The sequence below is a fragment of the Halomonas sp. MCCC 1A11062 genome, assembly GCF_021404355.1.
GTDB lineage: Bacteria > Pseudomonadota > Gammaproteobacteria > Pseudomonadales > Halomonadaceae > Halomonas > Halomonas aerodenitrificans.
Genome location: NZ_JABFTW010000004.1, coordinates 1 through 12,613, shown reverse-complemented (window position 1 = coordinate 12,613; position 12,613 = coordinate 1). Strand labels below are relative to the sequence as shown.

The 12,613-nt window shown below is 64.8% G+C and carries 13 protein-coding genes; 8 read left to right on the top strand and 5 right to left on the bottom strand.

The window, feature by feature from the left end:
- Nucleotides 1-175: 175 nt before the first annotated feature.
- From moeB to hemA, 5 genes are all read right to left on the bottom strand, one after another.
- Nucleotides 176-937, bottom strand: a complete 762-nt coding sequence (gene moeB / locus HOP58_RS05465; protein WP_234259899.1) for a molybdopterin-synthase adenylyltransferase MoeB — start codon at nucleotides 935-937, stop codon at nucleotides 176-178.
- 5 nt (nucleotides 938-942) lie between these two features.
- Complete coding sequence (locus tag HOP58_RS05460) at nucleotides 943-1,443, bottom strand: Lrp/AsnC ligand binding domain-containing protein (RefSeq protein WP_010629222.1); 501 nt, start codon at nucleotides 1,441-1,443, stop codon at nucleotides 943-945.
- Nucleotides 1,444-1,629: 186 nt separating this feature from the next.
- Nucleotides 1,630-2,511, bottom strand: a complete 882-nt coding sequence (prmC, locus tag HOP58_RS05455) for a peptide chain release factor N(5)-glutamine methyltransferase (RefSeq protein WP_346657451.1) — start codon at nucleotides 2,509-2,511, stop codon at nucleotides 1,630-1,632.
- A gap of 1 nt (nucleotide 2,512) precedes the next feature.
- Nucleotides 2,513-3,601: a peptide chain release factor 1 gene (gene prfA, locus HOP58_RS05450; RefSeq protein ID WP_234259770.1), complete on the bottom strand. Its 1,089-nt coding sequence runs from the start codon at nucleotides 3,599-3,601 to the stop codon at nucleotides 2,513-2,515.
- Between the two features lie 11 nt (nucleotides 3,602-3,612).
- Nucleotides 3,613-4,878, bottom strand: a complete 1,266-nt coding sequence (hemA, locus tag HOP58_RS05445) for a glutamyl-tRNA reductase (protein WP_010629225.1) — start codon at nucleotides 4,876-4,878, stop codon at nucleotides 3,613-3,615.
- Between the two features lie 234 nt (nucleotides 4,879-5,112).
- On the opposite strand from hemA, the gene HOP58_RS05440 reads away from it, so the two are divergent.
- The 8 genes from HOP58_RS05440 to HOP58_RS05405 all read left to right on the top strand — a co-directional run bounded on the left by HOP58_RS05440 (nucleotide 5,113) and on the right by HOP58_RS05405 (nucleotide 12,542).
- Entirely contained in the window at nucleotides 5,113-6,867 is a 1,755-nt protein-coding gene (locus tag HOP58_RS05440) for a tetratricopeptide repeat protein (RefSeq protein WP_051004667.1), read from the top strand.
- Between the two features lie 41 nt (nucleotides 6,868-6,908).
- Complete coding sequence (lolB, locus tag HOP58_RS05435) at nucleotides 6,909-7,511, top strand: lipoprotein insertase outer membrane protein LolB (RefSeq protein ID WP_234253101.1); 603 nt, start codon at nucleotides 6,909-6,911, stop codon at nucleotides 7,509-7,511.
- A gap of 28 nt (nucleotides 7,512-7,539) precedes the next feature.
- On the top strand, nucleotides 7,540-8,406 hold the full coding sequence (gene ispE / locus HOP58_RS05430; RefSeq protein WP_234259769.1) for a 4-(cytidine 5'-diphospho)-2-C-methyl-D-erythritol kinase: 867 nt from the start codon (nucleotides 7,540-7,542) through the stop codon (nucleotides 8,404-8,406).
- Between the two features lie 87 nt (nucleotides 8,407-8,493).
- Nucleotides 8,494-9,435 carry a ribose-phosphate pyrophosphokinase gene (locus HOP58_RS05425; protein WP_010629229.1) on the top strand — a complete coding sequence of 314 codons (942 nt, stop codon included), beginning with the start codon at nucleotides 8,494-8,496 and terminating at the stop codon, nucleotides 9,433-9,435.
- A 121-nt stretch (nucleotides 9,436-9,556) separates the two neighbouring features.
- A complete protein-coding gene (locus HOP58_RS05420; protein ID WP_234259768.1) occupies nucleotides 9,557-10,195 on the top strand; it encodes a 50S ribosomal protein L25/general stress protein Ctc in 639 nt (212 codons plus the stop codon).
- Between the two features lie 84 nt (nucleotides 10,196-10,279).
- On the top strand, nucleotides 10,280-10,861 hold the full coding sequence (pth, locus tag HOP58_RS05415; RefSeq protein ID WP_010629231.1) for an aminoacyl-tRNA hydrolase: 582 nt from the start codon (nucleotides 10,280-10,282) through the stop codon (nucleotides 10,859-10,861).
- 72 nt (nucleotides 10,862-10,933) lie between these two features.
- The gene (gene ychF / locus HOP58_RS05410) at nucleotides 10,934-12,025 is read left to right on the top strand and encodes a redox-regulated ATPase YchF (protein WP_234259767.1); all 1,092 of its coding nucleotides are present in this window, start codon (nucleotides 10,934-10,936) and stop codon (nucleotides 12,023-12,025) included.
- A gap of 289 nt (nucleotides 12,026-12,314) precedes the next feature.
- Entirely contained in the window at nucleotides 12,315-12,542 is a 228-nt protein-coding gene (locus HOP58_RS05405; protein WP_234259766.1) for a hypothetical protein, read from the top strand.
- The last annotated feature ends 71 nt before the right edge of the window (nucleotides 12,543-12,613 follow it).

The window sequence follows — 12,613 nt, the reverse complement described above, 5'->3', positions numbered from 1 at the left end:
ATCATACCAATGGGGAGTGTCAAGTATCCAACAACGATATTTTCCAGGCGAGCTTCTTGAACGAACCTTCAAACCCAAGAAAATACTATAAAAATCAATCAATTAAAAAATAGAAATCGTGACATAACGTAATGCCACGGTTTCGCTTCACGAAAAACCTGTCAAATAATAACCATCACCCAGCCTTCTCGGTGCCGGCACAGACTGGACAGGCGGGATCTCGTGGAACCTGGAAATGGCGCCACTGCCCCGTCATGCCGTCGAAGGTGGAGAGCCCACGGTGCGGGGTACCGGCACCGCTAAGCAGTTTGACCGCCTCCAGCGCTTGAAAGCAGCCGATCAATCCCACCAGCGGCGCCACGACGCCGTTCTCGGCACAGCGCAGCTCTTCGTCGCCCCCCTCTCCCGGCGGGTAGAGGCAGGCATAACAGGGGGCGGCCGGATCGCGCGGATCGAATACGGCGAACTGTCCCGAGAAACGGATGGCCGCCCCCGATACCAGCGGTACACCGGCTCGGCGGCAGGCGGCATTGATGGCATAGCGACTGGAGAAACGGTCGGTACAGTCGAGCACCAGATCGACTTCGGCAACCACCGCGTCGAGCGCGGCCTCGTCGAGATGCGCCTCGATTGCACGAATGTCGCAGCCCGGGTTGAGCGCCAGCGCCGAGTCGCGTGCAGAGCACGCCTTGTTACGCTGGAGATCGGCCATGCCGTGAGCGATCTGACGCTGCAGGTTGGAAAGCTCCACTACGTCGGCATCGGCCAGGGTCAGCTGGCCGACACCGGCAGCGGCCAGGTAGAGCGCTACCGGCGAGCCCAGCCCACCGGCGCCTACCACCAATACCCGCGAGGCCAGCAGGCGCTCCTGTCCCTCGATGTCGATCGCCTCCAGCATGATCTGCCGGCTGTAGCGCAGCAGCGCCTCGTCGTTCATGGCCATTACTTGTCTTCGAGCTCCTCGATATCGGGAACGTAGAGCGAGAACTCCTCCTTGACCTCCTCCATCACCACGTAGCTCTTCGATTCCTTGACCCCGGGAAGGGTCAATACCACATCGCCGAGCAATTGACGGTAGGCGGCCATTTCAGGAATTCGGCACTTGAGAATGTAGTCGAACTGCCCCGAGACCAGATGACACTCCTGGATCTGCGGCAGACGGGAGACTGCACGGCGGAACTCGTCGAACACCGCCGGCGACTGAGTCTCCAGGCTGATCTCGACGAACACCAGCAGGTTGGCCTTGAGCGAGCGCGGATCGAGCACAGCCTTGTAGCCGCGGATGACCCCGGACTTTTCGAGACGCTTGACGCGTTCCAGGCAAGGCGTGGTGGAAAGGCCTACCTGGGCGGCCAGGTCGACGTAGGAGATACGGGCGTTCTCCTGCAGACAGCGCAGGATCTTGAGGTCGATACGGTCCAGTGAGCGGGTCTTGGTTTTCATTGTCGTGTCGAGCGGTGCCGATTCAGGGTGAATGAAGCGTCGCCATGACAGCAAATCAACCTGAAAAAGCGCGGCAATCAGGCACAGTGCTGGTGTTCAGTGTCACAAACATGACGACATTTGGAATTATTTCCTGAACAGGTGTACCACAGCCCCCGCTCCCTCTCCAGTACCGATCCCTCAACGCTATGACGACAAACGACCGAAGGTGACGCGCTCCCGCCCCCCCAGGTCCCGCCGGCTGTCCACTTGCACGTAGCCACAGCTTTGCAGTAGGCCACGCACGGCTGCCGCCTGCTCGTGACCATGCTCGAGGACGATCCAGCCAGCGGGCTCGAGATGATCGACGGCCTGCTCGACGATATGACGCAGATCCGCCAGCCCCGAGTCGGCCGCTACCAGCGCGCTCATGGGCTCGAAGCGCACGTCGCCCTGACTCAGGTGAGGGTCTTCGGCGTCGATGTAAGGTGGATTGGCCGCGATCAGCGTGAAGCGCTGCTCCGACACGGCCGCAAACCAGTCGCTCGGCAGAAAGCTCGCATTGGCGATGCCCAGCCGTCGGGCATTGGCTTCGGCCAGCGCCACGGCCTCGGGCACCCGGTCGACGCCGAGAGCCTGCCAGCCGGGTCGCTCGCTGGCGAAGGCCAACGCAATGGCACCGGTACCGCTGCCCAGATCGAGTAGCCGTCCCGATGGCTCCGCCGCCAGTTCGAGCAGCACCTCCACCAGGGTTTCGGTATCGGGACGCGGGATCAGGGTGTGCGGCGAGGTAGCCAGCGGCAGCCCCCAGAACTCGCGCATACCGGTGAGATAAGCCACTGGGCGCCCCGCCGCCCGGGCGGCGACGAGCGCCTCGTAGCGCGCGCACTGGAAGGTGGTCGCCGGCCTATCACCCCAGGTATAGAGCCAGGTGCGATCCACCTCGAGCACATGGCAAAGCAGCACTTCGGCATCGAGCCTGGGACTGGGCGAACCCGAACGCGCCAGACGCTCGCTCGCCCGCACCAGCAGCGCGTCGAGTCGGACGGCTCCTCCGCTTACCGCCCCGCCCTGCCCCTCGGGCGCCACCTCAGGCCTCCTGCTGCAGCGCCGCGAGCTGCTCGGCCTGGTGCTCGTGCACCAGGGGGTCGAGTACCTCGTCGAGTTCGCCGGCCATGACTTCGCCCAGCTTGTAGAGGGTGAGGTTGATGCGATGGTCGGTGAGCCGCCCCTGGGGGAAGTTGTAGGTGCGGATTCGCTCGCTGCGATCCCCGGAGCCCACCAGGCTGCGACGGGTATCGGCCTGCTCGCGCTGACGGCTCTCCATGGCACTCTGTTTGAGGCGGGCGGCCAGCAGCGACATCGCCTTGGCCCGGTTCTTGTGCTGACTGCGCTCCTCCTGGCACTCCACCACCACGCCGGTAGGCAGGTGGGTGATGCGAATGGCCGAGTCGGTGGTGTTGACGTGCTGACCGCCGGCGCCGCTGGAGCGGAAGGTGTCCACCCGCAGATCGGCGGGATTGATGTCGACGTCACCGACCTCGTCGGCCTCCGGCATCACCGCCACGGTACAGGCGGAGGTGTGGATGCGGCCCTGGGACTCCGTGGCCGGCACGCGCTGCACGCGGTGAGCGCCCGATTCGAACTTGAGCCTGGCATAGACCCCGTCGCCCTTCACCCGCGAGATGATCTCCTTGTAGCCGCCCTGCTCGCCGTGACTGGCGCTGATCACCTCGACCTTCCAGCCCTGTTTCTCGGCGTAGCGGGAGTACATGCGGAACAGATCGCCGGCGAACAGCGCCGCCTCGTCGCCGCCGGTACCGGCGCGAACCTCGAGAAAGACGTTGCGTCCATCGTCGGGATCGCGCGGCACCAGCAGCTGCTTGAGCCGCACCTCCAGCCCTTCTAGCCGCTCCCGACCCTCTTCCAGTTCCAGTTGGGCCAGCTCGCGCATCTCGGCATCGCTGTCCTCGGCCAGTTGCGCAGCATCGTCGAGGTCGCCCTCGGTGGCACGGTAGTCGCGCCAGGCTTCGACCAGGGGCTCGAGCTCGGCATACTCGCGGGAATAGTCGCGGAACCGGGGCTGATCGCCGATCACCTCGGGCTCCGCCAGCAGGGCGGCGAGCTCCTCGAAGCGCTCGACGAAGCCATCGAGACGCTGGCGCAGGGTCGCTTTCATGACGTGTCCTGTCAGATTTTCGTGGTTGGGGAGTTCAGCAGTAGCGCCTCGGCAGCGCTGAGCAGATCGCGCCGCTCGCTCCCGGACGCCTCGCGCAACGCTACCGTGGGCTGGTGTAGCAGCCGGTTGGTGAGCTGATGAGCGAGCAGGCGAATCACCTCTTCGGGATCCTCGCCGCGGGCCAGTCGGGCCAGTGCCTGGCGCTCCGAGAGTTCCCGCAGCTCGGCCGCCCGGTCACGGTAGCGGCGAATCAGTTCGCCGCCGCCACGAATGCGCCGCTCATGCAGCCAGACGTGCACGCCATGCTCGATCAGCGACTCCGCCTGGTCGGCAGCTGCCTGACGGTGACGTCGGTTCTCCTGGATCACCTCGTTGAGGTCATCGACCGTATACAGGAAGATGTCGTCCAGGTCGCCCACCTCGGGCTCGATGTCACGCGGAACGGCGATGTCGACCATGAAGATCGGTCGATGGCGACGCTTCTTCAGTGCCCGCTCGGCCATGCCCTTGCCCAGGATCGGCAGCGGTGCGGCAGTGGAAGAGATGACGATGTCGGAGCGTGCCAGGGCGTCGGGTATCTCGTTTAGCGAAATCGCTTCGGCATTGAACTCGCCGGCCAGCAGCTCGGCACGCTCCCGCGTACGGTTGGCCACGATCATGTCGCGCACGCCGGCCTCGCGCAGATGCCGGGCTACCAGCTCGATGGTCTCCCCGGCACCGATCAACAGCGCCCGGGCGCGACCGAAGTCCTCGAAGATGCGGCTGGCCAGGCTCACTGCCGCATAGGCCACCGACACCGGGTTCTGGCCTATACCGGTGCGCGTACGCACCTGCTTGGCCACCGCAAAGGTGTGCTGAAACAGTAGCTCGAGCTCACCGCCGAGGCCGCTCGCCTGACGCGCAGACTGATACGCCTCCTTGAGCTGGCCGAGAATCTGTGGCTCGCCCAGCACCATCGAATCGAGCCCGACGGCAACGCGCATGAGATGACGTGCGGCATCGTTGTCCAGATAGTGATAGGCGCAGGGAGTCAGCTCATCGAGCTGCAACCCATGGAAGTGACTCAGCCAGTCGAGAATGGCTCGCTCGCCGCTCGGCTCGGTGACGCAATAAAGCTCCGTGCGATTACAGGTCGACAGCACCGCCGCCTCGTGCACCTGGGGCATATGGCGCAGTTGGGTCAGCGCCGACTCCAGTTGCGCGGGAGTGAAGGCGACCCGCTCGCGCACCGCGACCGTGGCCGTCCTGTGGTTGATTCCAAGGGCAAGAAGCGTCATGCGTTAAGCGTCTTCGGTGATGTCGGCCGGCGGCAGCGTAAATGAAAAAAACGTATCTGCGGCGCTGCATTCTATCACAGCCTTGCGCGCTCGGCGCCAGCCACACCAAGCGCGCAATTGACACACGACAAGGCAAGCCGCTTTCATGGCTTGGCCGCCCCGATCGCAGCGATCCCTTTGCCACTGCGCGGCTAGCCGTTATGCTGACACCTCGGGACACCGGATGAGACACGCATGCCCTCGACGTTGAAGCGCTCTTCGCGCCAAGGATTGGCAGTGCTTGGCCTGGCTGCACTGCTGAGCGGCTGCCAAGGCCTGGCCACCTCGCCATTCGCCACCGCTACAGACGACCCCCTGGCCACGGCCCCGCCCATCGAGCGCGGCCTGGACGCCGAAGGACTGGCCACGCTGCTGACAGCGGAGTTTGCCGGACAGCGCGGCGACTACCGCCGCGCCACCCTGGGTTACCTGGCCATGGCCGAGCGCTACCAGGCCGCACCGCTGGCGGAGCGCGGCACGCTGGCGGCGCGTTTCAGCAATGACATTCTGCTGCTCGACCAGGCGGTGAGTACCTGGCATGCACTCGCTCCGGATGCCGAAGCGCCATTGCGCCTGCTCTCCGGGCTGGCACTGCAGCGCGGCGACTGGACGACGGCCCTGGAGTGGCGCCTGGCACTGGCACAACAGGGCCAGCATGCCGAATTGGCACTTCTCGCCGAGCTGGCCCTGGAGGCCGGCACCGACCCACTGCCTCTGCGTGAGCGCCTGCGTGCGTATCTCGAACGTCCCGGAGCCGCCGCGCACCCGCACCATCACGATGCCGTGCTGGCCACGGCCATCCTGGAGGCAGCCACCGGGCAGTCGTTGCAGGCCGAGCGGCGGCTGGACCAGCTCGCCCGCGACCACGCCGAACTGCCCGCCCTGTGGCTGACCCGGGCGCAGCTGGCCCTGGAGGCGGACAACCCGCGCCAGGCCCGCGAGGCCGCAAGCCGCGGCCTCGCGGTGTCTCCCGGCGACCCGCGCTTTCTGCTGCTGCTGGCACAAGCCGAGCTGATGCTAGGCAATGTCGACGCCGCCGAGCGCCACACCTCGACCCTGCTCGACGAGCACATCGGCAACCAGGAGCTGCGCATCTCTCTCGCCGGCCTCTACCTGGAAGACGGTTACCTGGATGCCGCACGGCGCCTGCTGCTGCCCCTGGTGAGCAGCGACGAGCCCCCACCCGCCGCCTTTTACCTGATGGGCATCATCGCCGAGGAAGAGGACGAGGTGGACAACGCCCTGCTCTACTACCGTCAGGTGGCGCCCGGCAGCGACTTCCTGCGCGCTCGGCTGCGCGCGGCACGCATGCTGATAGAGGACGATCGGCTGCTCGACGCCCGCGCCTTTCTCCGTATCGAGCGCCTGCGCCACGAGGCCCGCTTCAGCGAGCTGGTAGCGCTGGAAGTGGAACTGCTCGGCGAAGCCGGTCTGGAAGCGGAAGCCGACGCGCTGCTGAACCGCGAACTCTCGCGCACCCCCAACGATGAGACCCTGCTCTATCTTCGCGGCATGCGCTCCTGGGAGCGTGGCGACATCGAAGCCATGGAGCGCGATCTCGGGCGCATCATCGAAGCCAACCCGTACAACGCCACCGCCCTGAACGCCCTGGGCTACACCCTGGCGGACCTCAATGTCGAGGATCGCCTGGAAGAAGCCCGCGAGCTGATCGAGCGAGCCCATGAGCTCGAACCCGGCAACCCTGCCATCATGGATAGCCTGGGCTGGGTGTATTACCGTCTGGGCGACCCCGAGCGCGCCCTGCCATGGCTGGAGCGCGCCTATGCCGGCATGCCCGACCAGGAGATTGCCGCCCACCTGGCCGAGGTACTATGGGTACTGGAAAGGCACGACGATGCTCGCAAGGTGGTCGAACAGGCGTTGCAACGCTTCGATGAACGCCCGCTCATCGACGAGCTGCTCGAACGCATTCCCGAGCTGGCACCCTGACCCAACCCACTGCCCCACGAGACGACGTCATGAACCACCGAATGACCACGATACGATGCCTGGCGGCGGGCCTGACACTTGCCCTGCTGGCCGGCTGCGCCGCCCCGACGACCGCGCCCGACATGCGCGCCGACCGCTGGGAAGCGCAGCAGGAACGCCTCGCCGAGCTGGACACCTGGATCCTGGTCGGCAAGGCCGGCCTGCGCACGCCCCAGGAGTCGACCAGCGCCAATCTCGACTGGAGTCAGCATCCGCACTACTACCGCATGCTGATCAGTGGCCCCTTCGGCAGCGGCCGCAACCTGCTCGAAGGCCGTGAGGGGCGCTTCTCGCTGACCAACGCCGATGGCCGCTTCGTCGCCGAGACCCCGGAAGCGCTGATGCAGCAGCAGCTCGGCTGGTCGCTGCCGGTCAGCTCGCTGGCCGACTGGATCCGCGGCCTGCCCGCCGACCACAGCCAGTACCGGCTCGAACACGACGACACGGGCTTTCCTCAGCGTCTGGAGCAGGACGGCTGGCAGATCGACTATCGCGACTGGGTCGAGGTGGAGTCGCTGTGGCTGCCGCGTCGCCTGATCATGGAGTACGACGACCTGCGCGTGACCCTGGTGGTCACCGAGTGGCGCCCCGTCCTCGATGACTGAGTCGCTGCCTGGGTCGACGATCGATCCGATGAGCGACGGCGCGACCGCAACCGAGCTCACCCTGCCGGCGCCGGCCAAGCTCAACCGCATGCTGCACATCGTCGGCCGCCGTGCCGATGGCTATCACGAGCTGCAGACGCTGTTTCAGTTCCTCGATCACGGCGACACGCTGCACCTGCGCCGGCGCGACGATGAGCAGATCCGCCTGATACCAGCCCTGCCGGGTGTGCCCGACAGCGACAACCTGATCGTGCGGGCGGCCCGGCTGCTGCAAGCCGAGAGCGGCTGTCGTCTGGGCGCCGACATCCACCTGACCAAGCGCCTGCCGCTGGGTGGCGGCCTGGGTGGCGGCAGCAGCGATGCCGCCACCGCGCTGCTCGGCCTCGACCGCCTGTGGCGTCTCGACCTCCCGCTCGATCGGCTGGCCGAACTCGGCCTGCGCCTCGGCGCCGACGTGCCGGTGTTCGTCCGCGGCCAAGCCGCCTGGGCCGAAGGAGTGGGCGAAAGGCTCACTCCGGTAGCGCTGGACACCCCTTGGTTCGTGGTCGTGCACCCCGGCATCGAAGTCGCCACAGCCGCGGTGTTCGGGGCAGCGCAATTGACACGTGACACTGCCACGATTACCATGGCGCGCGCACTGCAGGGGGGAGCGCCCAGCTGGAGCAACGACTGCGAACCGACGGTCCGGTCACTCTATCCGCAGGTCGCCGAGGCACTCGACTGGCTAGGCTGCCGGGCACCCGCCATGCTGACGGGAACCGGTGCCTGCATCTTCGCCCGGCTCGACTCGCAGACCGAAGCGCGGCACATCATGGCCGAGCTACCGAGCCACTATACTGCTTTCATGGCTCGCGGCCTGAACCTCTCCCCGCTACATGCTGCTCTTGGCCGATGAACGTGCTGTCAGCAAGCGCCGAATCGCCGTGCTTGCGGTATCCTGTATCGCCAACTGAGCTCCCCAACACTGCATAGGTGGATGCGCGTGTCAAAATTGATGGTTTTTGCCGGGAATGCCAACCCCGAACTCGCCCAGAAAATCGCCGAGAGTCTCGATACTCGTATGGGGAACGCCACGGTCGGGCAGTTCAGCGATGGCGAGATCGCGGTCGAGATCAACGAGAACGTTCGCGGCAAGGACGTCTTCATTCTGCAGTCCACCTGCGCACCGACCAATGACAACCTGATGGAACTGATCCTGATGGTTGACGCCCTGCGCCGTGCCTCGGCCACCCGTATCACCGCCGTGGTGCCCTACTTCGGCTACGCGCGTCAGGATCGCCGGGTACGCTCCGCCCGAGTGCCGATCTCGGCCAAGGTGGTGGCCGACATGATGGTCAAGGCCGGCGTCGATCGGGTCATGACCATGGACCTGCATGCCGACCAGATTCAGGGCTTCTTCGACGTCCCGGTGGACAACGTCTACGGTTCGCCGATCCTGCTCGACGACATCGAACGTCAGAACTACGATGACCTGGTGGTAGTCTCGCCCGACGTGGGCGGCGTGGTCCGGGCCCGCGCCATCGCCAAGCAGCTCAATGCCGACCTCGCCATCATCGACAAGCGTCGCCCCCAGGCCAACCAGGCCCAGGTGATGCACATCATCGGCGAGATCGAGAACCGCACCTGCGTGGTGGTCGACGACATGATCGATACCGCCGGCACCCTGTGCAAGGCCGGCGACGCGCTGAAGGACCACGGCGCGCGCCGCGTGGTGGCCTATGCCACCCACCCGATCCTCTCCGGGCCGGCGGTGGAAAACATCACCGGTTCGGTACTCGACGAAGTAGTGGTGACCGACACCATCCCGCTGTCCGACGTCGCCCGTCGCAGCGGCAAGATTCGTCAGCTCAGCGTGGCCGGCCTGATCGCCGAGGCGATCCGCCGCGTCAGCAACGAAGAATCCGTCAGCGCCATGTTCCACTGAGATTCTCGAAGACTCTCGGCAAGAACAAGGCAGCGGAGTAGCGCCCCACGGGGGCTTTCGGGAACGTCGCGATCAGGTCGCGGGTCGCACGTCTCCCTTACATTCAGCAAGAGGCAACAACATGTCCGATTTCACACTCAATGCCAGCGTTCGTAACGACCTGGGGAAAGGTGCGAGCCGCCGCCTGCGTCGTGCGAACCTCGAAGTTCCCGCCATCGTCTACGGCGGCGACAAGGCTCCGCAGCCGATCTCCCTCGAGAAGGCCCCGTTCTACAAGGCCATCGAGGACGAGACCTTCTTCTCCTCCGTGCTCAATCTCGTCATCGACGGCAAGAAAGAGCAGGTGGTTGTGCGTGATCTGCAGCGCCATCCGTACAAGCCGCTGGTCACCCACGCCGACTTCATGCGCGTGGACGCCACTCACGCCATCACCATCAATGTGCCGCTGCACGTGGTGGGCGAAGAGAAGTCCAAGGGCATCAAGGATCAGGGCGGCGAGCTGCACATTCTCTCCAACGAGATCCAGATCAGCTGTCTGCCCAAGGACCTGCCGGACTTCCTGGAAGTCGACATCACCAACGTCGAGCTGGGCACCACCCTGCACCTCTCCGACCTCGAGCTGCCGGCTGGCGTGACCCTGGTCGAACTGTCCCACGGTGCCGACCATGACAACGCCGTGCTGAGCATCACCAAGCCCAAGACCCGCGGTGAAGCGGCCGAGGGTGAGGAAGGCGAGGAAGGCGAAGGCAGCGCCGAATAAGCCATGCCGTCGGGGGCCGCCTTTGGCGGCCCCTTTCCTTCTCGATCAAGCGCTGCGGCGCTTGTTTTTGTTTGGAGACCCCGCATGCCGCAGATCAAGGCGATCATCGGACTGGGCAATCCCGGTGACAACTACGCTGCCACACGCCACAACGCCGGCGCCTGGCTGGTGGAGATCCTGGCGCGCCAGGCCGGCACCGAGCTGCGTCAGGAGAAGAAGTTCCTCGGCCTCTATGCCAAGGTGCTGCTGAATGACCAGGAGCTGCATCTGCTCGAGCCCACCACCTTCATGAACCGCAGCGGCGGCGCCGTCGCGGCCCTGTGCCAGTTCTACAAGATCGCACCCGAAGAACTGCTGGTGGCCCACGATGAGCTGGACATTCCCCCCGGCGCGGCCCGTTACAAGCAGGGCGGCGGCCACGGTGGGCACAACGGCCTGCGCGACATCATCAGCGCGCTGGGCGAAAAAGGCTTCAACCGTCTGCGCATCGGCATCGGCCATCCCGGCGATTCGCGCCAGGTCACCAACTACGTGCTCGGGCGCCCCGGCAAGGCGGAGCTCGAGGCCATCGGCGGTGCCCTCAACGAGTGCCTGGCCACGCTGCCACTGGTCGTGTCGGGCGACTGGGCCAAGGCCATGAGTCGACTGCACAGCTTCTCGGGCTGAACCGGCGCCAAGACTGAGCTAGAATAGCGCCCGTTCGCGAGCACCACTCGCCATCTTATTCAGGACATCATCATGGGTTTCAACTGCGGTATCGTCGGTCTGCCCAACGTGGGCAAATCGACCCTCTTCAACGCCCTGACCAAGTCCGGCATCGATGCCGAGAACTTCCCCTTCTGTACCATCGAGCCCAACGTCGGTATCGTGCCGATGCCCGATCCGCGCCTCGACAAGCTGGCCGAGATCGTGGGTCCGCAGAAGGTGATTCCCACCACCATGGAGTTCGTCGACATCGCCGGCCTGGTGGCGGGAGCTTCCAAGGGCGAGGGACTCGGCAACCAGTTCCTGGCCAACATTCGCGAGACCCAGGCCATCGCCCACGTGGTGCGCTGCTTCGACAACGACAACGTCATCCACGTGGCCAACCAGGTCGATCCGCGCTCGGATATCGAGACCATCAACCTGGAGCTGGCGCTGGCCGACCTCGACACCGTGGAGCGGGCCATCCAGCGCCTGGTGCGCGTGGCCAAGGGCGGTGACAAGGACGCCATCGCCACCAAGGCGATCCTGGAGCGCGTCCAGCCGCATCTGGCCGAAGGCCAGCCGCTGCGCAGCTTCGGCCTCGACGACGACGAGAAGCGCCAGGTCAAGAGCTTCGGCTTCCTCACGCTCAAGCCGACCATGTATATCGCCAACGTCAACGAAGACGGTTTCGAGAACAACCCTTATCTCGACATCGTCAACGAGATTGCCGCCGAGGAGGGCGCCGTGGTGGTGCCGGTGTGCAACCAGCTCGAAGCCGAGATCGCCGAGCTCGACGACGACGAGCGCGCCATGTTCCTCGGCGAGATGGGCATGGAAGAGCCTGGGCTCGACCGGGTGATCCGCGCCGGTTACCAACTGCTGGGCCTGCAGACCTACTTCACCGCTGGGGTGAAGGAAGTGCGCGCCTGGACCGTCAAGGTGGGTGCCACTGCCCCCGAGGCCGCCGGCGTGATTCACACCGATTTCCAGAAGGGCTTCATCCGCGCCGAAGTGATCGGCTATGACGACTTCGTCACCCTGGGTGGCGAACAGGGCGCCAAGGATGCCGGCAAGTGGCGCCTCGAGGGCAAAGAATACGTGGTCAAGGACGGCGACGTGATCCACTTCCGCTTCAATGTGTAGCCGCTTTAACCATAAAGTATCAAAGCACCCAAAACGCTGACGGCTCGGCACATAGTGGCTTATACACTCCTGAGGCAGACGTCAGGCGCCAGTAGCTGCCAAGGATGGCGGCTATAGTGTGGAACACTCGACATAATCTTGATATTCACACTGCATTTCACTGCACCTGGTGGATAGGAATAACGCCCACGCTTGCTTTTTTTCCAGTTCACCAAGGGACTCTACTTTCCCATCCGGAGGATCAAGGGCGGTCTGCAGCGGCATCCGAGCGCGCCCTCGGTGAGCCATCATGAAGCTGGATTTCTTCACGCTTTACATCACTATCGTTCTTCTCTCTTTCGCGCTAGCCGCCATTTGGGCGGCGATCGCCTGGCAGCATCGAACATTCCGCGTAGCACGACTGTGGTTCACCGCCTGCCTGCTGATCGCTGCGGGCGGTATTCTTCTGCCTTTCCAGCACGCTTCCAGAGTTATCGTCAAATCTGGTGGATGGCGATCAGGCCGCATTCCTGTCTGATTGATCAACCACTTGCTCCCCGTCCTGGAACTTGACGTTGCTGACGACCAGTTCCAGCTTCTGGAAGTGCT